Source organism: Pseudomonas sp. Irchel 3F6, assembly GCF_900187595.1.
GTDB classification, from domain to species: Bacteria; Pseudomonadota; Gammaproteobacteria; order Pseudomonadales; family Pseudomonadaceae; genus Aquipseudomonas; species Aquipseudomonas siliginis.
Window position 1 is genome coordinate 431,444 of the sequence record NZ_FYDP01000003.1, and the last position, 26,981, is coordinate 458,424.

Sequence of the window (26,981 nt, forward strand, 5' to 3'; positions counted from 1 at the left end):
AGGCCTGGGTTCGGCTCGGTATCTCAGGTCGGCGTAACTTGACCGGGCAACTCGGTCAGTCCCCTCTCCCTTGGGAGAGGGTCAGGGTGAGGGCCACCGTGCACCGCATCAATGCACGATGACCCGTGATCGCGCAGAGCCCGATTCTCATCGCCCAGTTCCGCAGTGCCGAAAAACCCAGACTTGAAATAAGCGAAAGCCCCGTATTCCGGGGCTTTCGCGTTTTCGAAGCATTTTTTGTTACAGCAAATCAAAACCTGGCACGCCGCCTGCAATATCTATCTCAGGTGATTCGATTCACCACCCGTTTCGGGGACCTTGGTACAGGCAGGCCGGGGATTCCCCTCTTTACACCGGGCTCACAGCGCAAAGCAGCGAGCCCACCGTTTTGGGATCCTTGGTACAGGCAGGCCGGGGGTTCCCTCTTTACACCGGGCTGACGCTGCAAGCGAAGCCCATGCTTTTGGGAACCCTGATACAGGCAGGTCAGGGATTCCCGCTTTTACACCGCAATGCGTCCCGCCCTTATTCGAACCTGGGGCGCTCGGGCACATGATGTGGGGGCTGGTTTTGCCATGTCGGGTCAAACCTCCTTACTTCCTCCTCCAGCCTGTCCAGCATTTTCCCCGGGCTGGGTTCAGTAGACGCAATGTTCAGCAAACTTTCTTGCTCACCTACGCTGGCCTTTTGGAAGCTTTCAATAAACGACCAGAACCGGCGCTGCAAAAGCAGACGCTCAACCTGAAATTCCGGCGTACGCACCAGATTTCTGAGTTGTTTGATCATTGCGGGGTTCACTTGAAGGACAAATGAATCCCACAGGGCAGACTTTTCAGCGCGTTGCGTTTGGGGGACATGGTGCAGCCATGGACTGTCCGCCAAATCAGCCTCGATTCTCCCCAGCCACAGATCGGTACCCGTCTGCCGACGTGCAGCTATCAATCGTCGAAGAGAAGCGGGGTCGGCAATCGGACTGCCAGTCAGGTCAAACCCTTTTCTCAGCTCAATGGTTTCGGGAATGGCTCTGATCGCGGTATAGGCCAGATTCAAACGTGTCCTGGGAATATCGGATGTCACGCCGTCCGGGAATTCTCTTATACGAGTTCGGTGGAGATCGACTTCCCGCAACGCCGTCATTCCCCGCAGTGAGGGCGCCACAGCCAGCCGACTTTCCGACAAATTCAATATCTCCAGCCGCGACGGACCGTTCTGCAAACCAAGCCCGGGCGGCGGCGAGGTTATGAACGTATTGGCCAGATTCAACTCTCGCAATCCGGACATGCGAGTCACATCAGGTGCTTCTGTCAAATCGGGATTATGGTACAGGTCAAGCACCTCCAACCGTGACGCCACGGGCCATTGATCCAGGCCGACAGGGGGACGACTCAAACCACAGGAACGTGCGCGCAAGACCCGCAACTCGCTCATGCCACGCACTGAAAAAAGCGGCCAGATACTGCAGTGCGTCAGGCTCAACTCCCGCAAACGGGTCAATCGCGTGAAATGCTCAAGGCCGTCCGACGGGAGCCATAGTCTGGCTTCCTGCATCGTCAGGACTTTCAACGCCGGGAGTTTATAGATTTCGGCCAACAGTTCATGACACTTGCCATTGAATCTGCGGATTTCGAGGGTTTCAATGTGGGAAAGCATCGAGAACAATTTTCCCAGACTTTTCGAAGGACTTCCTTCCAGGCCTAGAGATACGACGGATCTGAGCGGAACGGAACAACCCGGTAGCGCCAGATTGCGCCGACTTCCCAAGTCGAGCTCCAGCTTGAAACCGACCAGCCGCCCGTCGCGGTAGACTTTTTCCGAATGCTCTCCCTGCCATTTGAACAACCGACGCACGTTGGCCCCTATTGCCAGCCGGCGCCTGCGTTCGGCAATGTCCTGGCCTTTGTAACCCGTCTCCCAGGCAGTGATCTCACGGTTCAATCGAGGAAACTCCAGCTCAAGCCGCTTGAGTTCGACTTCTGCCACACCCGCTTCCCCATACCTTGCGATGAAATCATCGGCATGTTGATCCGTCGCATCAGCAAAATAGCGTCTGACCAGTGCCCGTGTGGTCGCAACCAGAACCGGCGGCTGTCCCCCAGAGGGGCCTGCGCCGGTGAGCCAGGGGCGGTGAAAGTTGAACGGGTTGGCAGGTGCTTGAGCAGCGCCATCCATCCCGCCGCGCAAACCTGTGAGGATGCAAACCCAGGTGTTCTGCTCGCTGCGGGTGATCGCCAGGGTTTCACCGCCCAGGCTGGCGCGGTAAATGTTCGCGCTGTCGGCAGCGACGGGATCATTGGGTTTGACCAGGCGCCAAACCCTGTATTCCGGGCGGGAGGCATCCAGATCCTGCATCACCTGATACGCCTGCTCATGGATGACCACATAGAGTTTGCCATCGTGACGTATCACGCCGTCGCTGCCCGATTGTGCGCCACTGACATCCAGCCCGGCATGAAAGCCATCCAGGCTTTGGGCGGTCAGGGGGTTGGTGCGGGTGCTGAAGTCGCTGTGCGGATGCCAGATGCCGCTTTCGCTATCGCGCAACATCCATGGGCCGCAAGGGTACAACTCGCCGGGATGTCGAGCGCGATACCATCCCGTATCCGGATCAGCTGCGACGAGAACGAGGCCACTGCCAGGGACGTCAACATAACGGCGATTTTTGTACAGCCTGAAGCCTTCGCCATCAGCGTCAGGCAATTCGGTGGTTGATGTTATCCGGTAAGTCTCCAGCGACCGGTGTATCACAGGAGAGATGGCAGCAACCTCCGGTGCCGGGCGAACCTCGACCACCGGCGCCGGCAGGATCGTATTCGGGCCTGCGTCGTCGCCAGGTTTGGTGCTAAGCGACTTCAGATCATCGAGACGGGCCCACGGGACCGTGCCATCACGGACGGGCATATCCGCCGCTGTGAAATCCTTGTCCGAGCTTCGCTTCGGGAACGTGTGGACATCCGTATCAACGTGGGTGCTGCCCCCGCGAGGTGGTTTTACTGACATGTTTTTTCATCCTTGAAAAGTCGCCCCGCCATTCATGCTCAGGCGGGGGGGTCGGCATCCTGCCGGTTAGCTGGGAAGACCAACGATAGCCTGCGTTAACGTTGACGCGCAGCGGAAAAACAGACGGCTCCGGTGGGAAATGACGCTAGCAAATGTGGGAATGGCAGGGCAGGCCGAACGTCATCAGCCTGCGCTTTTGTGCAGGGGTGATGATGCCGGCATCGTGCCGCCTGCGGTTTGCACCCCCCTATGCAAGCCGCGGCCGCTTGGGCAAATGATGCGGGGGCTGGTGCTGCCAGGTTGAGTCGAACTTCGTCATTTCCTCTTCGAGCCTTTCCAGCATTTTTCCGGGACTGGACTCCGTTATCGCGATGTCCCGCAAAGCGTCTTGCTCACCAAGACTCGCCTTTTGGAAATGTTCCAGAAACGCCCAGACCCGACGCTGCAGAAGCGGCCGCTCAACCTGAAACTCAGGCGTGCGGACCAGCTCTCTGATTTTGCCCATCATGGCAACATTCGTCTGATCGATTAACGAGTCCCAGAGGGAAATCCGGGCGGCGCGTTGCGCCTGTGGAACATTGTGCATCCAGTGGTCTATGACCAGATGGCTCGAAGCTCGTCCCAACCAGATGTCCGTACCTGTTTGCCGACGTGCAGCAATCAACCGCCGAAAGTAGACAGGATCGGAAATCAACGTGCCGGTAAGGTTGAAACCTTCCCTGAGTTCAACAGCTTCGGGGATTGATTCGATCCGGGTATAACTCAGATCCAGACGTGCTCGGGGAACCTCGGAGTTCACGCCGTCCGGGAAAGTTTTTATCGCGGTATGGCTCAGGTCAACCTCCAGCAATGCCGACATTGCGCTGAGCGACGGCGCCACAGCGAGTGGGGTGCTGGATAAATTCAAGACCTGGAGTCGCGAAGGACCGCTCTGCATGCCAAGCCCGGGTGGCGGCGCGGATATGCGGGTATGGGACAGATCCAATACTCGCAATTCGGACATCTGGGTCACATCAGGCGGATGTCGCAGTTCGGGATTGTGGTACAGATCAAGCACCTGCAACCGTGACGCCACGGCCACCTCATCCAATCCGAAAGGCAGACGGAGCAAGCCACAGGAACGTGCGCGCAATACCCGTAACCCGGTCATCCCTCGCACTGAAAGATCGGGCCAGATACCACAGTTGATCAGGCTCAACTCTTCCAGCCCGGTCAATGTGGCGAAGTGGTCGAGGCCTGTCGACGACAGCAACAGACTGCTTTCACGAATTTCCAGGACTCTCAACTGTGGGAGCTTGTCGAGTTGGGCAAGCAATTTCTGGCCGTCGATTCTGCGTGTTTGCAAGGTGTCCATGCGCGGGAACATCGACAACAGATCTCCCAGATTCCTAGAGGTGCGTCCCTCCAGGCCAAGAGACACAACAGATCCGAGTCGAGTCGAAAAAACCGGAAGGGCGAAATTCCCCCGCGCGCCCAAATCCAGTTTCAACCTGAAGCCGATCAGCCGGCCATCCCGGTAGACTTTTTCCGAACTGTCGCCCTGCCACTTGAACAATCGACGCACGCTGGCACCTATTGCCAGTCGCCGAATGCGCTCGGCACTGCTGTCACCCCTGTAGGCAGTCTCCCACGCAGTGACCTCACGGTTGAGTTGAGGAAACTCAAGCTGTAGCCGTTTTAGCTCCACCTCAGCCGCACCTGCCTCAGCAAATCGGGCAATGAAATCATCGGCATGCTGATCGGTGGAGTCGGCGAAATAGCGTTTTACCTGCGCCCGCGTGGTCGCGTCTGCAACCGCCGCTTGCCCCCGTGAAGGGCCGGAGTCAGTGAGCCAGGGGCGATGAAAGTTGAACGGATTGGCACCTGCAGCCTCATTGCGCTGCATGCCCCCGCGTAAACCAGGAAGGATGGAAACCCAGGTATTGCGCTCGTTCCGGGTAATGGCCAGCGTCTCACCGCCGAGGCTGGCGCGATAAATGTTTGCGCTGTCGGTGGCGCCGGGATGACTGGGATCAACCAGACGCCAGACCTTGTATTCCGGGCGAGACGCAGCAAGATCCTGCAAAACCTGATACGCCTGTTGATCAATGACCACGTAGAGCTTGCCAGCGTGACGTACCACGCCGTCGCTGCCGGGGGCGACGCCGCTGAGATCCAGCCCGCTGCGAAATCCCTGCAAACCCGCAACGGTCAGAGGATCGGTGCGTGCGTTGAAGTCGTTGTGCGGATGCCAGAGGCCGCTGCGGCTATCCCGCAACATCCATGGACCGGTGGGCAGCAACTCGCTGGGGAGTCGAGCGCGATAAAATCCGCTGTCCGGATCCACCCCTACCAGAACGATGCCGCCGCCAGACACATCCACATACTGACGTTTTTTGTACAGCCTGAAGCCGTCACCGTCAGCTGCCGGCAGTCCGGCCGGTGATCGCATTGCATAACTGTCCAGCGACCTGGCGATGACGGGAGGACTTGGATTGGTGTGGGGCGCAGGGCGAACCTCGACCATCGGCGTCGGCAAGGTCCTGTCCGCGCCGACAACATCGCCCGGCAAGCTGCCCCGCAGCTTCGGATCATCGCCACGAACCCAGGGGGCGGTGCCATTGAGATCGGGAGTGCGCACCAGTGCGAAATCCTTGTCCAGACGTCGGGTCATGGCCGGGTGAACATCCGTGTCCACGCGGGTGCTGCCACTGCGGGGTGGTTTTACTGGCATGTTTTCATCCTTGAAAGTCGTCCCTGGCATTTATCCCAGAGACGATGGGGGGGTGGCATTGCTGTTACAGACGGGTCGAGGTTTGCCGCTTTTGCATCGGCACTGCGTACTCCTGCGAGTTACTCGAACCTGGGCCGCTTGGGCAAAGGATGCAGCGGCTGACTCTGTCGTCCTCCGTCATAGCTGCGGATTTCATTCTCCAGCCTGTCCAGCATTCTCCCGGGACTCGTTTCCGTATAAAGAATGGCGTCGAGCCTGGCCCGCTCGTTGACTTCGGCGCTGTCATACATTTCCAGAAACCACCACACGCGCCGCTGCAGAAGCGGGCGTTCAACGTGAAACTCGGGCGTTCGACTCAGTCGACGAAGAATGCCGGTCACTGCCAGTGGCATTGCGGCGTTATGCCTGTCCCACAGCGCTTGTTTTTCCGCTATCTGTTCCTGTGGCACATTGCGTAGCCAGAGATCGGCAGTTACATCGCTGCTTTCCTGCCCAAGCCAGATATCGGTGCCTGTCTCTACCCGTGCTCGTATCAACCGCCGTAAAGAGGCCGGGTCCATTATCGGATTGCCGATGAGATTGAAGCCCGCTCTGAGCTCCACGGATTCGGGGATCGACCTGATGTGATTGTCCGCAAGATTCAGTTCTCTTGCGGGAATCCTGTCGGTAATGCCCTCGGGAAATCTTTGCAATCGTGTATTGGAAAGATCCAGCTCCTGCAGTGCGGTCATGTGTTCGAGTGAGGGGCTGGTCGAAAGCGGATTGCCCCCCAGTTTTAACACTTCCAGCGTCGACGCCACGTCGATGGCCTCAAGTCCGGAAGGCAGCAGGTGTATTCCGGTGCGGCTCAGATCCAGCACCCGCAGTTCAGTCATCCCTCTGATATCAGCTGCCACTTGCAAAAAGGTGACTTGCTCCTGATGCCGCATCTGCATGTCCAGGCTGTTCACCGGGGCCTCGAATGTGTTGCAAAGCCATAGCTCGTTTAGCCTGGCAAGGCCTCGTACCGAAAAGTCAGACGTCAATTCACAGTCCTGCAGGTGCAGCCTTTGCAAACGCGGGAATCTTTTCAATTGCTCGGCAAAGCGCGAATCCAGCCTGAATTTCGAATAAGCCCGTTCGATCACGTTCCAGCCTTGAAACCGCCATTCCACTTCGATTGCCTGACTGGTAATGGTCAGACTTTCAAGATTGGGAAACTGTGCGCAAAACACGTCCGGGTCCAGCCGGCCACGGCCTCTTAAAGTCAGAGAAACCACTGAGCTGAATTTCAAGGAAAGCGGTTTTTGAACTGGCCATATCGTCAGATCGATTTCCAGCTTGAAGCCCACATGCCGCCCGTCACGGTAGACGCTCTGTTCGGGCTGGCCTTGCCATCTATACAGCTGGCGAAACGTCGCCCATATATTCCGCGCCTCATGTAACTCCTTGTCCGATGAAATGCGACCTCGACTGATCGGCAGGTCAAAACGCGTCGAGTCCAATTGCGCCAGCCCAAGCTGAATATGCTTGAGCTCAAGCTCTGCCCCGTCCTTGTCATCGAACCGGGCGATGAAGGCGTCCGCGTCCTCGTCGGTCGTGTCGGGCAGGTACTTGCGGATCTGCTCCCGGGTGGTGGGCTCCGCGACTTCACGCGCATACCAAAGTCCGCTGTCCACATCGCGCAGCATCACCGGGCCGGATGGGAGCAACTCGCTTGGCCGCCGGGCTCGATACAGACCCGTCGCAGGATCCACTGCGACAGGCACCAGGTCGCCGTTGACCAGGTCTGCGTAGGTTCGCCGACTGATCACCCGCAAACCCTCACTGTTGACCTGTGGAAGTATCGCTCGGGCGTTGGTGACGTAATTGTCCAGCGAAGGCTGGGTGGTGGGAGGGCGAATACCTTCTGCGAGTGCGCGCACCACAACGGCCGCGGCAGGGGGTATGGCATCCAGGGTCGCGTCACTGGATGATTCGGCGCGCGGCAGCAAATGGTGCTGAGCAAAATTCACATCGACGCCTGTGCGACCCGAGTGGCCGTAAAGCGAAGTGTCGGCGTCCGCAGACCGATGCGGGCTGCCCGGAACGTCCACGTGGGTACCGCCACCGCGAGGGGGTTTTACTGGCATGTTTTCATCCTTGAAAAAGACGCCCCATGCAGTCGAGCAAGGGGACGACGGGTTTCGGCATCCTGCCGTTTGAAGGGGCAAACGATAGCGTGGACGAGCATCGGACGGAGATGGGAAAGGGAGACGGCCGCAGTGGGAAACGACCTCAAACAGTGTCGGAGCGCGCCCAGTGATGAGGACTTGCCCCTAGGGCTCGCTCAAGCGGATCTCCAGCCGCCAACGATCATCGACCTCGCTGCCAACCCAGTCGCCCTGCAACGGGCGCGCTGCCAGCACCGTCAGCAATAACCCTCCATCGCTTTTGCGCGTGCGCCAGTTGACGTCCTTGCCGTTGAGCCTGAGCTGGCCCTTCTGCGCCCGACCTTCGGCCTGAAACAGCAGCGCGACGGTGCCATCGATGATCTCGCCGTGCAGTTTCGGCTCGTTGTTGAACCACACCACCAGGCCACCATCGGTGACCTCGACACGCTCCAGCACGCTTGGATCGGGCGTGGTCAGACGGCCGATCATCAAGCCGATCATCAAGCCGACAATCGCCAGCGAGCCGATGACTCGCGGGAATAGTTTCGAACGGTTGTCCACAGGCGGCGTAGAATGCCGCTCATCTTTACCTTCGGAGCCGTGCATGTTTCACGTCATCCTTTTTCAACCAGAAATTCCGCCGAACACCGGCAACGTTATCAGGCTGTGCGCCAACAGCGGCTGCCACCTGCATTTGATCGAACCACTGGGTTTCGAGATGGACGACAAGCGCCTGCGCCGTGCCGGTCTCGACTACCACGAATATGCCACGTTGCAGCGTCACGCTGACCTGGCCAGTTGTCTGGAAAGTCTGGGCAACCCGCGCGTGTTCGCCTTCACCACCAAGGGTTCGCGACCGTTCCATGATGCCGCGTTCGTGCCCGGCGACGCTTTTCTGTTCGGCCCGGAAAGCCGTGGCCTGCCGGCGGACGTGCTCGACGCCCTGCCCGCCGAACAGCGCCTGCGCCTGCCGATGCGCGAAGGCTGCCGCAGCCTGAACCTGTCCAACACCGTGGCGGTCGCCGTGTACGAAGCGTGGCGGCAGAACGACTTCAAGTAACGCCGCAAGCAAATGTGGGAGCGAGCCTGCTCGCGATTACGGAGTGTCAGTCAACATTGATGTGTCTGACAGACCGCTTTCGCGAGCAGGCTCGCTCCCACATGGGTATTACTGAACCGTCTTACTGAACGGTCGGGGTCTCGCCGCTTTCCTGCATGCGCTGCAGCTCTTGCGCGTACAGGGCGTCGAAGTTCACCGGGGCCAGCATCAGCGCCGGGAACGAACCGCGGGTGACCAGGCTGTCCAGGGTTTCGCGGGCGTACGGGAACAGGATGTTCGGGCAGAACGCACCGAGGGTGTGGCTCATCGAAGCCGCGTCCAGATTCTTGATCAGGAAGATACCGGCCTGTTGCACTTCAGCGATGAAGGCCACTTCTTCACCGTTTTTCACGGTAACGGAAAGGGTCAGCACCACCTCGTAGAAATCGCCTTCCAGCGCTTTCTGGCGGGTGTTCAGATCCAGACCGACCGCCGGATCCCACTGCTGGCGGAAGATTGCCGGGCTTTTCGGGGCTTCGAAGGACAGGTCGCGTACGTAGATGCGCTGCAAGGAGAATTGCGGTGCGGTTTCTTCTTCGCTGGCTGCAGTGTTCTGTTGGTCAGTCATCTCAGATCCTTATCGATCTTGGGTCTTTTAGGGAGTGCTGTACGTGGGTGCAGCCGTTCAGCCCTTGAGCAGCGCGTCGAGTTTGCCGGCGCGCTCCAGGGCGTATAAATCATCACAACCGCCGATGTGCTTCGCGCCGATCCAGATTTGCGGCACGGACGTGCGCCCGGCCTTTTTGGTCATTTCGGCACGCAGCTGCGGCTTGCCATCGACCTTGATCTCTTCGAAGGCCACGCCTTTGCTGGCGAGCAGATGCTTGGCGCGCGAGCAGTAAGGGCAGTAATCGCTGGAGTAGACGATGACTTCGCTCATGTCATTTCACCAGCGGCAGGTTGTCGCCTTTCCAGCTGGAAATCCCGCCGGACAGCTTGGCGGCGGTGAAGCCGGACTTCATCAGTTCGCGGGCGTGGGTGCCGGCGGTCTGACCGAGGGCGTCGACCAGAATGATGGTCTTGGCCTTGTGCTTTTCCAGCTCGCCGACGCGGGCAGCCAGTTTGTCTTGCGGGATGTTCACCGCGCCGACTATGTGGCCAGCGGCATAATCCTTGGCCGGACGGATGTCCACCACCACGCCTGCGTCTTTATTGACCAGTGCGGTCAGTTCGCCGGTGCTCAGGCTCTTGCCGCCGCCCTGCATCGTGTGCGCCAGCAACAGAGCCAGAAGTACGACGAAGATACCGACAAGAATGTAGTGGTTAGTGGCAAATTCAATCAGGTGAGCAACCATCGAAGGAGGTTCCAGGGCGTTAAAATGTCGGCCAGTATACACAGCCACTATGGTCGGCCAAACCCCGTCCGGCGGTGACGCGGTCGGAACTTCGCTTTAAACTCCAACTCCGTTTTCCATCGCCCTCTTCTTTATCAGCCACGAGTGGATTCCATGACGACTACGCCCAAACCTTTGGTCCTGATGATTCTCGACGGCTTCGGTCACAGCGACAGCCCCGAATCCAATGCTGTGTTCGCGGCAAAGAAACCCGTGCTGGATCGTCTGTGGGCCACCGTGCCGAACGGCCTGATCTCGGGCAGCGGCATGGACGTCGGTCTGCCGGATGGCCAGATGGGCAACTCCGAAGTCGGCCACATGAACCTCGGCGCCGGGCGCGTGGTGTATCAGGACTTCACCCGTGTGACCAAAGCGATCCGCGACGGCGAATTCTTCGACAATCCGACCATCTGCGCCGCTGTGGATAAAGCCGTGGCCGCCGGCAAAGCCGTGCACTTCATGGGCCTGCTGTCCGATGGCGGCGTGCACAGCCATCAGGATCACCTGATCGCCATGGCCGAGCTGGCCTTCAAGCGCGGCGCCGAAAAAATCTATCTGCACGCCTTCCTCGATGGCCGCGACACGCCGCCGAAAAGCGCTGCCTCGTCGATCGAACTGCTCGACGCGACGTTCCAGGCATTGGGCAAAGGCCGGATCGCCAGCATCATCGGCCGCTATTACGCCATGGACCGCGACAACCGTTGGGATCGCGTCGCCCAGGCCTACAACCTGATCGTCGACGGCAACGGCGAATTCAACGCCGCCACCGCTCAGGAAGGTCTCGAAGCCGCCTACGCCCGTGGCGAAAGCGACGAATTCGTCAAAGCCACTTCCATCGGTGAGCCGGTCAAAGTCGAAGACGGCGATGCCGTGGTGTTCATGAACTTCCGTGCCGACCGCGCCCGCGAGCTGACCCGGGTGTTTGTCGAAGACGATTTCAAGGAATTCGCGCGCGCCCGTCAGCCGAAACTGGCCGGTTTCGTCATGCTTACCCAGTACGCCGCAAGTATTCCGGCACCGTCGGCCTTCGCCGCCGGCAGCCTGGAAAACGTTCTTGGTGATTACCTGGCAAAAAACGGCAAGACCCAGCTGCGCATCGCTGAAACCGAGAAGTACGCTCACGTGACCTTCTTCTTCTCCGGCGGTCGTGAAGAACCGTTCCCGGGCGAAGAGCGCATCCTGATCCCGTCGCCGAAAGTCGCTACTTATGACTTGCAGCCGGAAATGAGCGCGCCGGAAGTCACCGACCGTATCGTCGACGCCATCGAAAACCAGCGCTACGACGTGATCGTGGTCAACTACGCCAACGGCGACATGGTCGGCCACAGCGGTGTGTTCGATGCAGCGGTCAAAGCGGTCGAGTGCCTCGACACCTGCGTCGGTCGCATCGTCGAGGCGCTGGAAAAAGTCGGCGGCGAAGCTTTGATCACTGCCGACCACGGCAACGTCGAAAAAATGGCCGATGAAGAAACCCACCAGGCGCACACCGCGCACACCACCGAGCCGGTGCCGTTCATCTACGTCGGCAAACGCGACCTGAAAGTGCGCGAAGGCGGCGTGCTGGCGGACGTAGCGCCGACCATGCTGATGCTGCTGGGTCTGGAAAAACCGGCGGAGATGACCGGGACTTCGATTCTGGTCTGAGCCGAATCCGGAAAACACCGCAAAAACCCTGTGGGAGCTGGCTTGCCAGCGATAGCAAGCTGACAGCCAGCATTTATGTTGAATGTGCAGCCGCCATCGCTGGCAAGCCAGCTCCCACAGTGGTTTGTGCTGGTTTCGAAGATTATTTTCAGCTGTATCTCCAGCCAGTTATCACACAGCCCCAATTGGGCGTTTTTTTTGCAGCCTCGGGCGGGCATACTAGGCCGTCCCTTACCCTGGTGCCGCCCGCCCCTATGCTTCGCGTCCTGATCGCCCTTGCTCTGACCTGTCTGCTCCAGCCGGCCTTCGCCGACGAGCGCGCGCAAACCCAACAGCAGTTGGACGCCACGCGTCAGGATATCGCCGAGCTGAAAAAACTCTTGGGCAAGCTGCAGGAAGAAAAGTCCGGCGTGCAGAAAGAGCTCAAGGGCACTGAAACCGAGATGGGCAAGCTGCAGAAGCAGGTCGACGCGCTGCAGAAAGAACTGCAGAAGAGCGAATCCGAGCTGCAGCGGCTCGATGCAGAGAAAAAAAAACTCCAGAGCGCGCGCACTGAACAGCAGCGACTGATCGCCATTCAGGCCCGAGCGGCGTACCAGAACGGCCGCCAGGAATACCTCAAGCTGCTGCTCAACCAGCAGAATCCCGAGAAATTCGCCCGCACCCTCACCTATTACGACTACCTGAGCCAGGCACGCCTGGAGCAGTTGAAGAACTTCAACGAAACCCTGCGCCAACTGGCCAATGTCGAAAAAGACATCGGTCTGCAGCAAGCGCAGTTGCTGGTGCAGAAAAGCGACCTCGACACGCAGCGCGAAGCACTCGAGAAAGTCCGCAAGGAGCGCCAGCAGGTTCTCGCCAGACTCAATGACGACGTCAAGGCCCGCGATCAGAAACTCGCCGCCCGCGAGCAGGATCAGGCAGACCTGTCTAAAGTCCTTAAAACCATTGAAGAAACCCTGGCCCGACAGGCTCGTGAGGCAGAAGAGGCGCGGCAGAAAGCGCTGATCGCCCAGCAGGAAGCGGAAAAAAAGCGTTTGCGTGAGGCGCAGGCTGAAAACAGCGACGCCCCACGAAAACCCGCCAGATCAAGCCCCGGCGCGCTGGTATCGAGCAGCGGCGAAACGTTTGGCGGGCCTTTTGCTGCAACGCGGGGAAAACTTCCGTGGCCGGTTGATGGTCGATTACTCGCACGCTTCGGTGAAAGCCGTGGCGACGACGCCCGCACCAAGTGGGATGGCGTGATGATCAGCGCCTCCGCCGGCAGCCAGGTGCACGCCGTACACGGCGGGCGCGTGGTGTTCGCCGATTGGCTGCGCGGTGCCGGTTTGCTGGTGATTCTTGATCACGGCAACGGTTTTCTGAGTCTTTACGGCCACAACCAGACGCTGCTCAAGTCGGCGGGTGATGTGGTCAAGGCGGGCGAGTCGATTTCCACTGTCGGTAACAGTGGCGGTCAGGACACGCCAGCGCTGTATTTCGCAATTCGTCAGCAGGGTCACCCGAGTGATCCGGCGCAATGGTGTCGTGCGCAAGGATAAGCGCACCACCTAATTCAGGAGTTCGTTCGACATGCTGCATTTGTCCCGCCTTACCTCGCTGGCCCTGACGATCGCCCTGGTGATCGGCGCGCCTCTGGCGTTCGCCGCGCAACCGGCCCCGACCGTCGCTCCGGCAGGCACTGCCGCGACCGCCAAGGCGCCGTTGCCACTGGAAGAGCTGCGCACCTTCGCCGAGGTCATGGACCGGATCAAAGCCGCGTACGTCGAGCCTGTGGACGACAAGACCCTGCTGGAAAACGCGATCAAGGGCATGCTCAGCAACCTTGATCCGCACTCGGCGTACCTTGGCCCTGAAGATTTCACCGAGCTGCAGGAAAGCACCAGCGGTGAGTTCGGCGGCCTGGGCATCGAAGTCGGCGCCGAAGACGGCTTCATCAAGGTTGTCTCGCCGATTGATGACACGCCAGCGTCGAAGGCGGGCATCCAGGCGGGTGACTTCATCGTCAAGATCAACGGCCAGCCAACCCGTGGCCAGACCATGACCGAAGCCGTCGACAAGATGCGCGGCAAGATCGGCCAGAAAATCACCCTGACCCTGGTTCGCGATGGCGGCACGCCGTTCGACGTGACCCTGGCCCGTGCAGTAATTCAGGTCAAGAGCGTCAAGGCGCAGCTGCTGGAATCGGGCTACGGCTATATCCGCATCACCCAGTTCCAGGTCAAGACCGGCGAAGAAGTCTCCAAGGCTCTGGCCAAACTGCGCAAGGACAACGGCAAGAAGCTCAACGGCATCATCCTCGACCTGCGCAACAACCCGGGTGGTGTGCTGCAATCGGCGGTGGAAGTGGTCGACCACTTCATCACCAAAGGCCTGATCGTCTACACCAAGGGCCGCATCGCCAATTCCGAGCTGCGCTTCTCCGCCACCGGCAAGGATGAAAGCGAAGCGGTACCGATGGTCGTGCTGATCAACGGTGGCAGTGCCTCGGCTTCGGAAATCGTCGCCGGCGCCCTGCAGGACCAGAAGCGTGCCGTGGTCATGGGCACCACCAGTTTCGGCAAGGGCTCGGTGCAGACCGTGCTGCCGCTGAACAACGACCGCGCGCTGAAGATCACCACCGCGCTGTACTTCACGCCGAACGGCCGCTCGATCCAGGCTCAGGGCATCGTGCCGGACATCGAAGTGCGCCGCGCGAAGATCACCAACGAAGCCGACAGCGAATACTTCAAGGAAGCCGATCTGCAAGGTCACTTGGGCAACGGCAACGGCGGCGCCGACAAACCGAGCGGCTCCGGCGGCAAGGCCAAAGCGATGCCGCAGGATGACGATTACCAGTTGGCCCAGGCCCTGAGCCTGCTCAAAGGCCTGAGCATCACGTCCGGCCGCTGAGGATGTTGTTGCGTTCCCTCTGCGTTCTGTTGTGCTGTCTGGCGGGTCTTGCCCAAGCAGAGCCCGCCAGTTCCTCGCCGCACAAGGCCTACCTGACACTGATCATCGATGACCTGGGGCAGAACCTGCCCCGGGATCGTCGCGTGCTCGCCCTGCCCGGCCCGGTCACGGCGGCGATCATGCCCGATACCCCCCACGCCACCGAATTTGCCCGCGAAGCCCATCGCGCCGGCAAGATCGTCATCCTGCACATGCCCATGGACCCGGCCACCGGGCCGTACGCCTGGCACCCCGAACTGCCCATTGAAGAGCTGCAGAAACGCCTGAATGCCGCGTTTGAAAAAGTCCCGTTCACTGCCGGCATCAACAATCACATGGGCAGCCGCATGACCGCGCAGCCTGTGGCGATGGCGTGGTTGATGGGCGAATTGCAGCGTCGGCACAAGTTCTTCGTCGACAGCCGCACCAGCGCTCAAACGGTCGCTGCGCAGCAGGCGCAGAAGATCGACCTGGCCAGCGTTTCCCGTGATGTGTTTCTTGATGATGAGCGCACCGAAGCGGCCATTGCCACTCAGTTGCAGACCGCGATCGCCCTGGCGCACAAACAGGGTTCAGCGGTGATGATCGGCCATCCGTATCCGCAGACCCTGGCGGTGCTCGAGCGCGAATTACCCAAGCTCAAATCGCAGGGCATCGACTGGATCGATATCAGGCAGATGATCAGCGTGCGCAGCAACCGCGCCATGGCTGGCCATGGCAAGGATGGCGTTTACCGGTAACACCCGGTCACGTTGCAATACATAGTTACCACCGAACGCCCCTCCCCCTTCCGGATAGTGAGACCTGCAACAGGTCGCGACTCCTTTGAGTCGCTTGCAACTATCAGGAGTGCCCATGACAAACAACGCCCCGATTATCCCGCCCGTTGGGCGGACTGAACCGATCCGCATCGATAACCTGCTGATCAACTTCACAACAGAATTTCTGCGCATCTGGGATACCAACGGTTTGTCGGCCAGACCCGCGTCGTTCTGGCGCCCGACCCCGGCTCCCGACGCGCTGCCCGGTTATTTCCCCTTGGGCGACTTCGTCACCAGAGGCGTTGGCAACATCAACGGTGAACGCGTGGTCGCGGTTGTTTGTGAGGCAGACATTGCCAGCAATGACCCCACCAAAGGCAGGGCACTGCGACGTCCCGATGATTACGAGCTGGTCTGGAAGGACTCCGGATCAGGCTCGAAAAGAGATCTGTCGATCTGGCGACCGCTAGCTCCCGCAGGCTACGTAGCGCTGGGGTCGGTGTGCTCGAACGATCATGAAAAACCGTCGCTCAACGCGGTGCGGTGCGTTCGCGAAGACCTGGTGATCGCGTCGAATACCACCGATCTGATCTGGGACGACAAGGGCAGCAAGGCCCGACAGCGCCTCAGCACCTGGAGCGCCGTTCCTCCAGCCGCTTTGCCGGGCGAAGTCTACTTGGCATCGGGCAGTTTTTTCAGCTTGAGTGACTACACCCGACCGGCCAGTTTCCCGGTCTACTGCTTGCGCTTGCAGATCGGCCTGCAGATGTCTACACGCCCATCGCCACCGGTGCTCTGCGGCGAGACGCCAACACCTGTAGAGCCAACGGACGATGCGACTTACACCGCCAGCCTCCCCTGGTTCACGGTCAACGATCCGCGTTACACCGCCGCTGAGCAATGGCGTCACTCGCCCTTCTATCTGCTTGAACGCAAGGATCGCTACATCCTCGTCGGTCACGCACGCAACAGTGGCAACGACAGCCAGATATTCAGGTGGAATGCGCAGCGCGCCCAGCGTACTGGCGGCTTGCGTACTTTCACCCAGACCACATCCATCGAATTCGGCGCCCAATGGCAAACCCGACAGCACGGCGCGCTGATGTTTTCCGCACGGCTGGGCCACGATTTCACCCAATGCGAACTGCATTCGAATGAATGGCTCAATACAGCGACCATCGAAGTGGTTGCGGTGGTGGACAAAAACCGCTCAGTGGCCGCCTACCTGGCCCAGAGCGAATACAGACTGGTGCGCGCGGACGGCACGGCAGTGACGGAGGGTTTCATCTACACCGATGGCAATAGCCTGCACATCAGCCAGTACGCACCCACCGAGCCTGAAATCATCGTCGCAACTGAGCCGGAGGCGGTCGAAGATCAGACTGTGCTTGCGCCTGCGACCGAGGGTGAAATCAGCGCCTCCCTGCCAGAGCCCGACGAGTCAGCCGTTACAGATAGCGCGCCATGATTTCATCGACCACGCCTTCCTTGCGCAACTGATCCAGCGCGGTCTGTAGCTTGTTGACCACCTCATCGGAGACGTCCTTGTTCAGCGCCAGATACAACTCGGCGCTGTTGAAGCGCAGCACGGTCTTCAGGCCGGTCACGCCATCCTGCCGCGCCAGATAACGGCCGGCAGGATCACCCGTGGCCCACAGATCGATCTGGCCATTGAGCAGTTTTTTTGCGTTGTCCTGATCGCGCAGCACTACTACCGGTTTGAGGCCTTGCTTGGTGAGCGTCTCGGCAATCGCATCGCCCTTGTAGGCGCCGATCTTGTATTTGCGCGCATCATTGAGGGTTTCGAGGGTGATCTTGCTGTCAGCCTTGGCCAGCAGGATCCAGTCGTCCGGGCCGATTGGGCCGACCCATTTGAACAGTCTTTCGCGATCGGGCAGGCGCGCCATGACGAAGGCCCCGTAGCCGGGATTCTCCAGGGCGAGTTTGTAGACACGCTCCCAGGGGAAACGCAGGGTCAGGCTGTAAGTGAGGCCGGCGCGCTGGAACATCTCGCGAACGATGTCCGTGGCAATGCCGTTGATGTTGTCGCCCTGGGCGAAATTCTTGCCGTTCTTCGCCATGTTGTACGGCGGGAAGTTCTCGGTGAGCAGCACCAGATCGGTGTCGGGACTGGTTTCGGCCCGGGCATTGCTGATGAACAACAACGAGGCGCTGGCGAGAACAACAAGCAGGCGTTTGATCATGTCGGGCTACCGGAATCCATGGCGTGCCCAAGAGTGCCTTGGGCGCGCCATGCTGTCCACTGGCCTGTACGCTTTAGCGCATGACGATGCCGCGATGCGACATGTAGGCCTTGGCTTCCTGCACGGTGTATTCGCCGAAGTGGAAAATACTCGCCGCCAGCACCGCACTGGCATGGCCTTCGAGAATGCCATCGGCCAGATGCTGCAAATTGCCGACACCACCGGAAGCGATCACCGGAATGCCCAGCGCGTCGCTGATGGCGCGGGTCACGCCGAGGTCGAAACCGTTTTTCATGCCGTCCTGATCCATGCTGGTCAGGAGGATCTCGCCGGCACCGAGGCCTTCCATTTTCTTCGCCCACTCGACTGCGTCGAGACCGGTCGGCTTGCGCCCGCCGTGGGTGAAGATTTCCCAGCGCGGGGTTTCGCCGGGACCGGAAACTTTTTTGGCGTCGATGGCAACGACGATGCACTGCGAGCCGAAATGCTGCGCGGCCTCGCCGACGAACTCGGGGTTGAACACGGCGGCGGTATTGATCGACACCTTGTCCGCGCCGGCATTGAGCAGGTTGCGGATGTCCTGCACGGTACGCACACCACCGCCGACGGTCAGCGGGATGAATACCTGGCTGGCCATGCGCTCGACGGTATGCAGCGTGGTGTCACGGCCATCGACGCTGGCGGTGATGTCGAGAAAGGTAATTTCGTCGGCGCCCTGCTCGTCGTAGCGACGGGCAATTTCCACCGGGTCACCGGCGTCGCGGATGTTCTCGAACTTCACGCCTTTGACGACCCGGCCGTTGTCCACGTCCAGGCAAGGGATGATGCGTTTGGCTAACGCCATGGTCAGTCCTCAGCCTTGGTACGAATCGCAGAAAGCTTGCGCTTCGGCGACATCGAGAGTGCCCTCATAGATCGCCCGGCCGGTAATCGCGCCGATGATGCCCGGTGCCTTGGCGTCGAGCAGCGACTTGATGTCACCCAGGTTATGGATGCCGCCGGAAGCGATCACCGGAATCCTGGTGGCAGCGGCCAGCGCGGCGGTGAACGGTACGTTGCAGCCCTGCATCATGCCGTCTTTGGCGATGTCGGTATAAACGATCGAGGATACGCCGTCGGCTTCGAACTGCTTGGCCAGGTCAATGACCTGCACGGTGCTGATCTCAGCCCAGCCGTCGGTGGCGACGAAACCGTCTTTGGCATCCAGACCGACAATGATCTTGCCTGGGAAGGCGCGGCAGGCCTCAGCAACGAACGCCGGATCTTTTACGGCTTTGGTGCCGATGATCACGTAGCTCACGCCCGCCTTAACGTAATGCTCGATGGTTTCCAACGAACGAATGCCGCCACCGATCTGGATCGGCAGGGTCGGGTAACGCTTGGCGATTGCGGTAACCACTTCGCCGTTGACCGGCTGGCCTTCGAACGCGCCGTTCAGGTCGACCAGATGCAGACGGCGGCAACCGCCCTCCACCCACTTGGCAGCCATGCTCACCGGGTCATCGGAGAACACCGTGGAATCTTCCATGCGGCCCTGGCGCAGACGTACGCAGGCACCGTCTTTGAGATCGATAGCGGGAATAATCAGCATCTGGCAAACCTTAAAATTGGAATGTTCAGCTTGGCTCGGGAATCAGTTTTTCTCGAGCGCCCACAGGTCGCTTTCGATGCTTTCAAACCGTTCCTTGAGGTGGGTCTGCACATCGAAAATCGCCCTGTTGTAATAGTGCGGAGCAATCTCGCGGGTAAACAGCTCAAGAATTTCCGCCGCCTCGAACGAACCCAGATCCAGTTCGAAACGGTCTTCCATGAACCGCTGGATCTTGCGATTGGCCTCGCTCTCCTGCTCGGGAGTGAGGGTCAGGATCGGCGGTCTGGATTTCTTGACAGCCATTTACCAGCGACCGTCCCACGCAGCGAAGTTCTGCAGCAGTTGCAAGCCGTGGGTATGGCTTTTCTCCGGGTGGAACTGCACGGCGAAACGCGAACCGTCGGCCAGCGCTGCGGCGAAATCGACACCGTAATGGCCGCTGCCTACAACCTGACGCGCATTGGCGGCGGCGATGTAGTAGCTGTGCACGAAATAGAAACGCGCCAGGTCGGGGATGTCGTGCCACAGCGGGTGACTGATCTTCTGCTTTACCTCGTTCCAGCCCATGTGCGGGACTTTGAGGTGCTCGCCGTCTTCGTGCAGATCCTTGCCGAAGAATTTCACCGCGCCCGGAAACAGGCCGATGCAGTCGACGCCGGCGTTCTCTTCGCTGGTATCGAGCAAGGCTTGCATGCCGACGCAGATGCCGAGGAACGGCCGATCCTGGCTGACCTCACGGACCAGCGAGTCGAAGCCGAGGCGACGGATCTCCGCCATGCAATCGCGAATCGCGCCAACACCCGGGAATACCACACGGTCGGCTTCTCGAATCACGTTCGCGTCGCTGGTAATCAGCACCTTGCCGGCGCCGACGTGCTCAAGAGCCTTGGCCACCGAGTGCAGATTGCCCATGCCGTAGTCGATAACTGCAACCGTCTGCATTACAGAACGCCTTTAGTCGACGGCATTTGCCCGGCCATGCGCTCGTCCAGCTCGACAGCCATGCGCAGCGCGCGGCCGAAAGCCTTGAACACGGTTTCGATCTGGTGGTGAGTGTTGGTGCCGCGCAGGTTATCGATGTGCACGCTGACCAGCGCGTGATTGACGAAGCCCTGGAAGAATTCCTGGAACAGGTCAACGTCGAAACCGCCGACGGTGGCGCGGGTGTACGGCACGTGCATCTGCAGGCCCGGGCGACCGGAGAAATCGATCACCACGCGCGACAGCGCTTCATCGAGCGGCACGTAGGCATGGCCGTAGCGACGGATGCCTTTCTTGTCGCCGATGGCTTTGGCGAACGCCTGGCCGAGGGTGATACCGACGTCTTCCACCGTATGGTGGTCGTCGATATGCAGATCGCCCTTGCATTCGATATCCAGGTCGATCAACCCGTGACGGGCAATCTGATCCAGCATGTGCTCAAGAAAAGGTACACCGATATCGAATCGGGCCTTTCCGGTGCCATCAAGGTTGATCGAGGCTTTGATCTGGGTTTCCAGAGTGTCGCGCTCGACAGACGCCTTACGTTCGGCCATCACCAGCTCCGCAAAATCATTGGGCGAAAAAGGCAGCCATTATAGGCACGCAGGAGGCAAACAGAAACACGAGAGGTGAGATGCCTGACGGATAGAACGCCCGGCTGTCGCGGGTAGACATGTCCATACAAGCCAGTACAGGCATGCCATAAACAAATGTGGGAGCGAGCCTGCTCGCGAATGCGGTACGCCAGCCAACATGGATGTCGACTGGTGCTCCGTCTTCGCGAGCAGGCTCGCTCCCACAGGTTCGGCGTTTATTCAGCTAACACCTTAGTGAAACAATACCGCCGTTTTCTGCAGAGTCACCCACACGCCCCACGCCAACGGAATACCCACCACCAGCCACGCAGCGATCGCCAATGGCTTGGTGCCCGGCGCCGCTTTCCACTCCAGAACGGTGCTGGCATCGGCACCCTTGTCGTGGCCCAGCGCCTGTTCGGCGGCCAGTTCAGAGTCGGTCATGAAGTACTTGTCGGCCACCGGGCGCACCATCAGATTGCACAGGAAGCCCAGCACCAGCAGGCCGGCGAGGATGTACAGGGTGATGTCGTAAGCGGCAGCGCGTTCCACGCCGATGCTCAACTGATACTCACGCAGGTAGTTCACCAGCACCGGACCGAGCACGCCGGCAGCGGCCCAGGCAGTCAGCAGACGACCGTGGATCGCACCGACCATCTGCGTACCGAACAGGTCGGCCAGATACGCCGGGACCGTGGCAAAACCACCGCCATACATCGACAGGATGATGCAGAACGCCGCCACGAACAGCGCAACGTTGCCCAGATGGCCCATGTTCGGAATCAGCGCGTACAGGGCAAAACCCAGCGCGAAGAACACGAAGTAAGTGTTCTTGCGCCCCAGGTAGTCCGAGAACGAAGCCCAGAAGAACCGGCCACCGATGTTGAACAGGCTCAGCAGACCGGTGAAGCCCGCTGCGATCGCCGCGATCGAGGCCAGTTGGCCAGCGTCGAGTTGACCGAACGGCACATCGACGCCCAGCAGTTTGCCGCCGAACACTTCCTGCAACAGTGGCGAAGCCATGCCGAGGATACCGATACCCGCCGACACGTTCAGGCACAGCACCAGCCAGACCAGACGGAATTGCGGAGTTTTCCACGCTACGTTCACGTGAACGTGACGGTTGGTGATCATCGCGTTGGAAGCTTTCTTCGCCGGAGCGGTCCAGCCTTCAGGTTTCCAGCCGGTTGGCGGCACGCGGTAGGACAGTGCGCCACCGATCATGAACACGAAGTAAATGGCCGCCATGGCCACGAAGCTCTGCCATACGCCCACGCCTTCTGACGATGCGAAGTGGCTCATCAGCGCAGTCGCCAACGGTGCACCGACCATCGCGCCGCCACCGAAGCCCATGATCGCCATGCCGGTCGCCATGCCGCGCTTGTCCGGGAACCACTTGATCAGGGTCGACACCGGCGAGATATAGCCCAGGCCCAGACCGATACCGCCGATCACGCCGGAGCCGATCCACATCAGCCAGATCTGGTGGGTATAGATACCCAGCGCGGAAATCAGCAGACCGCCGCACCAGCACAAGGCCGAGACCACGCCCGCTTTACGAGGCCCGGCGTGTTCCAGCCAGCCACCCCAGATCGCTGCCGAGCAGCCGAGGAAGATGAAGAACAGCGTGTAGATCCAGCCGAGCATGGAGATCGGCCAGTCGCAGTTCGACGAAAATACCTGTGCGATGAAGCTCATGTCCGGCGCGCAAGCCACCGGCGCGGTAACGCCCAGTGCCTTGGACAGCGGCAACCAGAACACCGAGAAGCCGTAGGCCATGCCGATGCACAGGTGAATGGCCAAAGCGGCCGGTGGAACCAGCCAGCGGTTGAAACCGGGCTTGGCGATGATGCGTTCCTTGGACAGGAACGCAGGCTGGTCGGCTTTGAGGCCGTCCGCCGTGATGCTCGTGCTCATTGTGTATCCCCCAATTGTTAGTATGGTTCGCCAGCCACTGCTCACCCTCGGCCTTATGCACGCAGGCATGACCGTTTTTTTAGGTGAAGCTCCTTGAAGGCGCGACGTTAAGTCGCAGACGGGCGGACGAACTGGCGAAGGTTACCATTCTCAGGTGACAGAAAAACCAAACTGATATCACCTTTTTTCAAGTCATCTGTTCTCGTACGACTCGGGAAGCCGCCAACCCCGCGTCTGCAAAGGCACCACGCCGTTTGCTACTTGTCCCATTTATGCGTGCGAAAAGTTACCCGTCGCTTTGGCGGGGCTGAACGACTGGTGAACCAAGCGCAAAAAATGGCGTCGCAAGCGGGGGCCGGATTGCGCCCTCTGGCGCCCGCCGGGCATCCTCAAGCGCAGGCACCGGTGGCGAAGTTGCAGGTGCCACCGCCGACCCTCGGCAGATGACGCCACACCGAACCGGGTGCTTGCAGCGCTATACTCCCCGGCCAAATGACGAATTCGACTAACTACAAGGACTCGCCCATGAAAGCGTTCGGCAAAATCCTGGGTCTGGTACTTCTCGGGCTGTTGCTGATCATTGTGGCGGCAGGTTTTGCCCTGACCCACCTCTTCGATCCCAACGACTACAAAGACGAGATCCGCCAGATAGCCCGCGACAAGGCCCACATCGAGCTGACGCTCAATGGCGATATCGGCTGGAGCCTGTTCCCGTGGCTTGGTCTGGAACTGCACGAAGCCAGCGTCGCCACTCTGGCCAAGCCTGCCGAACCGTTTGCCGACCTGCAGATGCTCGGCCTTTCCGTGCGCGTGCTGCCGTTGTTGCGCCGCGAAGTGCAGATGAGCGACGTGCGCGTCGAAGGCCTCAACCTGCGCCTGAACCGCGACAAGAACGGCCACGGCAACTGGGAAGACATCGGCAAGGTGCCTGTGGCGCCTGGCTCGACTGCACCCGCCACACCGGGCGCGACCACCAGCGAGCCGACCGTCGCCGTGGAAAAACCGGCGCAGCCGATCCGCCTCGACATCGACAGCCTGACCGTGAACAACGCCCGCGTTGAGTACACCGATGAGCTGACCGGCAAGCAGTTCAGTGCCGAAAGCATTCAGTTGAGCACCGGCCCGGTACACGATTCGACCAATATCCCGGTGAAAGCCACCGCGTTCCTCGGCACCAATCAACCGGTGCTGCGCGTGCGTACCGAGCTCAACGGCGAGCTGCGCTTCGAGCGCGCCCTGCAACGCTACAAGTTCGAAGACTTGAAGCTGACCGGCGAACTCGCTGGCGATCCGCTGCAAGGCAAAACCATGACCTTCTCTGCTCAGGGCCAGTTATTGCTGGACAAGGCAGCGAACGTCGCCGAATGGACCGGCATCAAGATTTCCGCCAACCAGTTGCGCGCCCTGGGCGAGCTGAAAGCCAACGACCTCGACAAGACGCCACAGATCAGCGGCGGCATTTCCATCGCCCAGTTCGATCTGGCGAAATTCGTCGACAGTATCGGCCAGACACTGCCGGCGATGGGCGAAGGCAGCCTGAGCAAGGTCGAACTGGTCAGCCGCGTTGCGGCCACCCCGACCAGCCTGTCGTTCGACAACATCAACCTGAAACTCGATGACAGCAGCTTCAGTGGCCGCATCGCCGTCGAGGACTTCGCCAAACAGTCGCTGCGCGCGATACTCAAGGCCGACACGTTCAACGTCGACCGCTACCTGCCACCGAAATCGGCTCAGGCCAACAACGCCACGCAAACCCGTCAGGCCGAAGTCGCCAGCACCGAGGCCGGCGCCGTCGCGGGTACCACGCCGCTGCCGGACAAACCGAGCAAAACCGCCTGGAGCACCGAGCGCCTGCTGCCGGTCGAACGCCTGGCCAAGCTGGATGTGGACGCGGACCTGACTTTCGGCCAACTGACCCTCGACAAGCTGCCGATCCAGAACGCCGCGCTCAAAGCCACCGGCCAGGGCGGCTTGCTGACGCTGACTAACCTGAGCGGCGATCTGTACAACGGCGGCTTCGTCGCCAACGGCACACTCGACGTGCGCCCAAGCGCGCCAGTGCTGAACCTGCAGACCCGGCTCAACCGCGTGCCGGCGGAAAAAATCATCGAAAGCCAAGGCAAAAATCCGCCGGTCAAAGGTCTGGTAACTCTGACCAGCAGCCTCACCGGCAGCGGCAACAGCCAGCAGGCGCTGATCGATACGCTGAACGGCAACGCCAGTTTCGTCATCAACAACGGCGTGCTGCTCAATGCCAATCTCGAACAGCAATTGTGCAAAGGCATCGCCACCCTCAACCGTAAGACCCTTAGCGGCGAGCCTCGGGGCAAGGACACGCCGTTCGAGGAGCTCAAGGGCAACCTGACCGTGCGCAACGGCGTCGCCAGCAACCCCGACCTGAAAGTGCGTATCCCTGGCATGACCGTCAACGGTGACGGCGACATCGACCTGCGCGTGCTCGGCATGGATTACCGCGTCGGCATCATCGTCGAGGGCGACACCAGCGCCATGCCCGACCCGGCCTGTCAGGTCGGCGAGAAGTTCGTCGGCATCGAGTGGCCACTGCGCTGCCGTGGCCCGCTGGAACTGGGGGCCAAGGCCTGTCGCGTCGACAATGACCGCCTTGGTCAGGTCGCCAGCAAAATGGCCGGCAACAAACTCAGCGAAAAGATCGACGAGAAATTGGGCGACAAAGTCAGTCCGGAACTGAAAAACGCATTGAAGGGGCTGTTCAAGCGATGACAGCGGAGCAGTTTTCCACGGCGGTGCTGGAATGGTTCGACCGCCATGGCCGCCACGATTTGCCGTGGCAGCAGGACATCAATCCGTACCGGGTCTGGGTGTCCGAGATCATGTTGCAGCAGACTCAGGTCAGCACCGTGCTCAACTATTTCGAGCGTTTCATGGCGGCGCTGCCAACAGTCGAAGCGCTGGCCGAAGCGCCGGAAGACGAGGTGCTGCACCTGTGGACCGGGCTGGGTTACTACACTCGCGCACGCAATCTGCAGAAGACCGCGAAGATCGTCGTCAGCCAGTACGCTGGCGAATTCCCGCGCGACGTGGAAAAACTCACCGAGCTGCCGGGCATCGGCCTGTCCACCGCGGGGGCGATCGCCAGCATCAGCATGGGCCTGCGCGCGCCGATCCTCGATGGCAACGTCAAACGCGTGCTGGCGCGCTTCACGGCGCAAGAGGGCTACCCCGGCGAACCGAAAGTCGCCAAACAGCTGTGGGCCAACGCCGAGCGCTTCACCCCGCACGATCGGGTCAACGCTTACACCCAGGCGATGATGGATCTTGGCGCCACACTCTGCACGCGCAGCAAGCCGAGCTGTCTGCTGTGCCCGCTCAAGCGTGGCTGTGAAGCGCACATACTTGGTCTGGAAACACGTTATCCGATTCCCAAGCCACGCAAGGCCATCCCGCAGAAACGCACGCTGATGCCGATGCTCGCCAACGGCGAAGGCGCGATTCTGCTTTACCGCCGCCCGTCAACAGGACTGTGGGGCGGATTGTGGAGCCTGCCGGAACTGGATGATCTGGAAGATCTGCAGCATCTGGCCGATCAACACTCGCTGACCATGGGCCAGCAGCAGGCGCTGCCGAGCCTGATTCACACCTTCAGCCACTTCCAGTTGTCCATCGAACCGTGGCTGGTTCAGGTGCAGGAAGCCAGCCATCACGTGGCCGAGGCCGACTGGCTCTGGTATAACCTCGCCACCCCGCCGCGCCTGGGCCTTGCTGCCCCGGTCAAGACCTTGCTCGAACGCGCGGCCGCCGTATTGAATGCAGGAGAGTCGCCATGACCCGCACCGTAATATGCCGCAAGTACAAAGAAGAACTGCCCGCGCTGGAGCGCGCCCCTTTCCCGGGCGCCAAGGGCCAGGATATTTTTGACCACGTCTCGGCCAAGGCCTGGGCCGACTGGCAGAAACACCAGACCCTGCTGATCAACGAAAAGCGCCTGAACATGATGAACGCCGACGATCGCAAATACTTGCAGGGCGAAATGGACAAGTACTTCTCCGGCGAGGAATACGCCAAGGCCGAAGGCTACGTGCCGCCAGCCGAATAACCCGCAGATTTCGTAAGCGACGGAATT

23 protein-coding genes and 1 pseudogene are annotated in these 26,981 nt (G+C 60.2%); 10 read left to right on the top strand and 14 right to left on the bottom strand.

Features of this window, described 5'->3' with window-relative positions; translation table 11 throughout:
* Positions 1–525: 525 nt before the first annotated feature.
* From CKW30_RS13525 to CKW30_RS13540, 4 genes are all read right to left on the bottom strand, one after another.
* Positions 526–2,997, bottom strand: a complete 2,472-nt coding sequence (locus CKW30_RS13525) for a leucine-rich repeat domain-containing protein (protein ID WP_095181057.1) — start codon at positions 2,995–2,997, stop codon at positions 526–528.
* 247 nt (positions 2,998–3,244) lie between these two features.
* Positions 3,245–5,710 (bottom strand): leucine-rich repeat domain-containing protein, encoded by a 2,466-nt coding sequence (locus CKW30_RS13530; protein WP_095181058.1) that lies wholly within the window; start codon positions 5,708–5,710, stop codon positions 3,245–3,247.
* Between the two features lie 119 nt (positions 5,711–5,829).
* On the bottom strand, positions 5,830–7,821 hold the full coding sequence (locus CKW30_RS13535) for a leucine-rich repeat domain-containing protein (protein WP_256584333.1): 1,992 nt from the start codon (positions 7,819–7,821) through the stop codon (positions 5,830–5,832).
* Between the two features lie 186 nt (positions 7,822–8,007).
* A complete protein-coding gene (locus tag CKW30_RS13540; RefSeq protein WP_095181059.1) occupies positions 8,008–8,448 on the bottom strand; it encodes a hypothetical protein in 441 nt (146 codons plus the stop codon).
* Between CKW30_RS13540 and CKW30_RS13545 the strand changes: the two genes are divergently transcribed.
* Entirely contained in the window at positions 8,447–8,902 is a 456-nt protein-coding gene (locus tag CKW30_RS13545; protein ID WP_016772113.1) for a tRNA (cytidine(34)-2'-O)-methyltransferase, read from the top strand. The two genes, CKW30_RS13540 and CKW30_RS13545, sit on opposite strands and share 2 nt — an antisense overlap.
* A 121-nt stretch (positions 8,903–9,023) precedes the next feature.
* Here CKW30_RS13545 and secB read toward each other — a convergent pair whose 3' ends face one another.
* Genes secB through CKW30_RS13560 form a run of 3 tightly spaced genes read right to left on the bottom strand, consistent with a single transcriptional unit; the run spans position 9,024 to position 10,236 of the window.
* The gene (secB, locus tag CKW30_RS13550; protein WP_016772114.1) at positions 9,024–9,509 is read right to left on the bottom strand and encodes a protein-export chaperone SecB; all 486 of its coding nucleotides are present in this window, start codon (positions 9,507–9,509) and stop codon (positions 9,024–9,026) included.
* 57 nt (positions 9,510–9,566) lie between these two features.
* The gene (gene grxC / locus CKW30_RS13555; protein ID WP_016772115.1) at positions 9,567–9,821 is read right to left on the bottom strand and encodes a glutaredoxin 3; all 255 of its coding nucleotides are present in this window, start codon (positions 9,819–9,821) and stop codon (positions 9,567–9,569) included.
* A 1-nt stretch (position 9,822) separates the two neighbouring features.
* Positions 9,823–10,236 carry a rhodanese-like domain-containing protein gene (locus CKW30_RS13560; protein ID WP_016772116.1) on the bottom strand — a complete coding sequence of 138 codons (414 nt, stop codon included), beginning with the start codon at positions 10,234–10,236 and terminating at the stop codon, positions 9,823–9,825.
* Between the two features lie 153 nt (positions 10,237–10,389).
* On the opposite strand from CKW30_RS13560, the gene gpmI reads away from it, so the two are divergent.
* From gpmI to CKW30_RS13585, 5 genes are all read left to right on the top strand, one after another.
* Positions 10,390–11,919 (top strand): 2,3-bisphosphoglycerate-independent phosphoglycerate mutase, encoded by a 1,530-nt coding sequence (gpmI, locus tag CKW30_RS13565; RefSeq protein ID WP_095181060.1) that lies wholly within the window; start codon positions 10,390–10,392, stop codon positions 11,917–11,919.
* A 254-nt stretch (positions 11,920–12,173) separates the two neighbouring features.
* Positions 12,174–13,460, top strand: a complete 1,287-nt coding sequence (locus CKW30_RS13570; protein ID WP_056787238.1) for a murein hydrolase activator EnvC — start codon at positions 12,174–12,176, stop codon at positions 13,458–13,460.
* A 31-nt stretch (positions 13,461–13,491) separates the two neighbouring features.
* Positions 13,492–14,811, top strand: a complete 1,320-nt coding sequence (locus CKW30_RS13575; protein ID WP_039756590.1) for a S41 family peptidase — start codon at positions 13,492–13,494, stop codon at positions 14,809–14,811.
* Between the two features lie 2 nt (positions 14,812–14,813).
* Positions 14,814–15,590: a divergent polysaccharide deacetylase family protein gene (locus tag CKW30_RS13580; protein ID WP_095181061.1), complete on the top strand. Its 777-nt coding sequence runs from the start codon at positions 14,814–14,816 to the stop codon at positions 15,588–15,590.
* Positions 15,591–15,705: 115 nt separating this feature from the next.
* Positions 15,706–17,079: a Vps62-related protein gene (locus CKW30_RS13585; RefSeq protein WP_095181062.1), complete on the top strand. Its 1,374-nt coding sequence runs from the start codon at positions 15,706–15,708 to the stop codon at positions 17,077–17,079.
* Here the strand turns inward: CKW30_RS13585 and CKW30_RS13590 are convergent.
* From CKW30_RS13590 to CKW30_RS13620, 7 genes are all read right to left on the bottom strand, one after another.
* Positions 17,060–17,815, bottom strand: a complete 756-nt coding sequence (locus CKW30_RS13590; protein WP_041477526.1) for an ABC transporter substrate-binding protein — start codon at positions 17,813–17,815, stop codon at positions 17,060–17,062. The two genes, CKW30_RS13585 and CKW30_RS13590, sit on opposite strands and share 20 nt — an antisense overlap.
* Positions 17,816–17,888: 73 nt before the next feature.
* Positions 17,889–18,659, bottom strand: a complete 771-nt coding sequence (gene hisF, locus CKW30_RS13595; RefSeq protein WP_016772122.1) for an imidazole glycerol phosphate synthase subunit HisF — start codon at positions 18,657–18,659, stop codon at positions 17,889–17,891.
* A 9-nt stretch (positions 18,660–18,668) separates the two neighbouring features.
* On the bottom strand, positions 18,669–19,406 hold the full coding sequence (gene hisA, locus CKW30_RS13600) for a 1-(5-phosphoribosyl)-5-[(5-phosphoribosylamino)methylideneamino]imidazole-4-carboxamide isomerase (protein WP_056787231.1): 738 nt from the start codon (positions 19,404–19,406) through the stop codon (positions 18,669–18,671).
* A 42-nt stretch (positions 19,407–19,448) separates the two neighbouring features.
* Positions 19,449–19,709: a DUF2164 domain-containing protein gene (locus CKW30_RS13605; protein ID WP_056787227.1), complete on the bottom strand. Its 261-nt coding sequence runs from the start codon at positions 19,707–19,709 to the stop codon at positions 19,449–19,451.
* Positions 19,710–20,348 (bottom strand): imidazole glycerol phosphate synthase subunit HisH, encoded by a 639-nt coding sequence (gene hisH, locus CKW30_RS13610; protein WP_056787225.1) that lies wholly within the window; start codon positions 20,346–20,348, stop codon positions 19,710–19,712. It lies immediately after the preceding gene.
* The gene (gene hisB / locus CKW30_RS13615) at positions 20,348–20,941 is read right to left on the bottom strand and encodes an imidazoleglycerol-phosphate dehydratase HisB (protein ID WP_016772125.1); all 594 of its coding nucleotides are present in this window, start codon (positions 20,939–20,941) and stop codon (positions 20,348–20,350) included. Before hisB ends, hisH begins: the two co-directional genes overlap by 1 nt.
* Before the next feature lie 273 nt (positions 20,942–21,214).
* Complete coding sequence (locus CKW30_RS13620; protein ID WP_095181063.1) at positions 21,215–22,879, bottom strand: OFA family MFS transporter; 1,665 nt, start codon at positions 22,877–22,879, stop codon at positions 21,215–21,217.
* Between the two features lie 228 nt (positions 22,880–23,107).
* Between CKW30_RS13620 and CKW30_RS13625 the strand changes: the two are divergent.
* The 4 genes and pseudogenes from CKW30_RS13625 to CKW30_RS13640 all read left to right on the top strand — a co-directional run.
* Positions 23,108–23,326, top strand: a pseudogene (locus tag CKW30_RS13625) (acetyl-CoA sensor PanZ family protein); the annotation flags it as partial.
* A 78-nt stretch (positions 23,327–23,404) separates the two neighbouring features.
* Entirely contained in the window at positions 23,405–25,621 is a 2,217-nt protein-coding gene (locus CKW30_RS13630; RefSeq protein ID WP_095181065.1) for an AsmA family protein, read from the top strand.
* A complete protein-coding gene (mutY, locus tag CKW30_RS13635) occupies positions 25,618–26,685 on the top strand; it encodes an A/G-specific adenine glycosylase (protein ID WP_095181066.1) in 1,068 nt (355 codons plus the stop codon). Before CKW30_RS13630 ends, mutY begins: the two co-directional genes overlap by 4 nt.
* Complete coding sequence (locus tag CKW30_RS13640) at positions 26,682–26,954, top strand: oxidative damage protection protein (protein ID WP_095181067.1); 273 nt, start codon at positions 26,682–26,684, stop codon at positions 26,952–26,954. Before mutY ends, CKW30_RS13640 begins: the two co-directional genes overlap by 4 nt.
* Positions 26,955–26,981: the final 27 nt, after the last annotated feature.

Coding starts and splice junctions, on each gene's coding strand:
- CKW30_RS13530 (WP_095181058.1), bottom strand. CDS start 5,710: ATGCCAGTAAAACCACCCCGCAGTGGCAGCACCCGCGTGGACACGGAT.
- hisH (WP_056787225.1), bottom strand. CDS start 20,348: ATGCAGACGGTTGCAGTTATCGACTACGGCATGGGCAATCTGCACTCG.
- grxC (WP_016772115.1), bottom strand. CDS start 9,821: ATGAGCGAAGTCATCGTCTACTCCAGCGATTACTGCCCTTACTGCTCG.
- CKW30_RS13640 (WP_095181067.1), top strand. CDS start 26,682: ATGACCCGCACCGTAATATGCCGCAAGTACAAAGAAGAACTGCCCGCG.
- CKW30_RS13590 (WP_041477526.1), bottom strand. CDS start 17,815: ATGATCAAACGCCTGCTTGTTGTTCTCGCCAGCGCCTCGTTGTTGTTC.
- CKW30_RS13580 (WP_095181061.1), top strand. CDS start 14,814: ATGTTGTTGCGTTCCCTCTGCGTTCTGTTGTGCTGTCTGGCGGGTCTT.
- CKW30_RS13570 (WP_056787238.1), top strand. CDS start 12,174: ATGCTTCGCGTCCTGATCGCCCTTGCTCTGACCTGTCTGCTCCAGCCG.
- CKW30_RS13525 (WP_095181057.1), bottom strand. CDS start 2,997: ATGTCAGTAAAACCACCTCGCGGGGGCAGCACCCACGTTGATACGGAT.
- CKW30_RS13575 (WP_039756590.1), top strand. CDS start 13,492: ATGCTGCATTTGTCCCGCCTTACCTCGCTGGCCCTGACGATCGCCCTG.
- CKW30_RS13535 (WP_256584333.1), bottom strand. CDS start 7,821: ATGCCAGTAAAACCCCCTCGCGGTGGCGGTACCCACGTGGACGTTCCG.
- CKW30_RS13620 (WP_095181063.1), bottom strand. CDS start 22,879: ATGAGCACGAGCATCACGGCGGACGGCCTCAAAGCCGACCAGCCTGCG.
- CKW30_RS13540 (WP_095181059.1), bottom strand. CDS start 8,448: ATGCACGGCTCCGAAGGTAAAGATGAGCGGCATTCTACGCCGCCTGTG.
- hisF (WP_016772122.1), bottom strand. CDS start 18,659: ATGGCGTTAGCCAAACGCATCATCCCTTGCCTGGACGTGGACAACGGC.
- hisB (WP_016772125.1), bottom strand. CDS start 20,941: ATGGCCGAACGTAAGGCGTCTGTCGAGCGCGACACTCTGGAAACCCAG.
- CKW30_RS13545 (WP_016772113.1), top strand. CDS start 8,447: ATGTTTCACGTCATCCTTTTTCAACCAGAAATTCCGCCGAACACCGGC.
- mutY (WP_095181066.1), top strand. CDS start 25,618: ATGACAGCGGAGCAGTTTTCCACGGCGGTGCTGGAATGGTTCGACCGC.
- secB (WP_016772114.1), bottom strand. CDS start 9,509: ATGACTGACCAACAGAACACTGCAGCCAGCGAAGAAGAAACCGCACCG.
- CKW30_RS13560 (WP_016772116.1), bottom strand. CDS start 10,236: ATGGTTGCTCACCTGATTGAATTTGCCACTAACCACTACATTCTTGTC.
- gpmI (WP_095181060.1), top strand. CDS start 10,390: ATGACGACTACGCCCAAACCTTTGGTCCTGATGATTCTCGACGGCTTC.
- CKW30_RS13630 (WP_095181065.1), top strand. CDS start 23,405: ATGAAAGCGTTCGGCAAAATCCTGGGTCTGGTACTTCTCGGGCTGTTG.
- CKW30_RS13605 (WP_056787227.1), bottom strand. CDS start 19,709: ATGGCTGTCAAGAAATCCAGACCGCCGATCCTGACCCTCACTCCCGAG.
- CKW30_RS13585 (WP_095181062.1), top strand. CDS start 15,706: ATGACAAACAACGCCCCGATTATCCCGCCCGTTGGGCGGACTGAACCG.
- hisA (WP_056787231.1), bottom strand. CDS start 19,406: ATGCTGATTATTCCCGCTATCGATCTCAAAGACGGTGCCTGCGTACGT.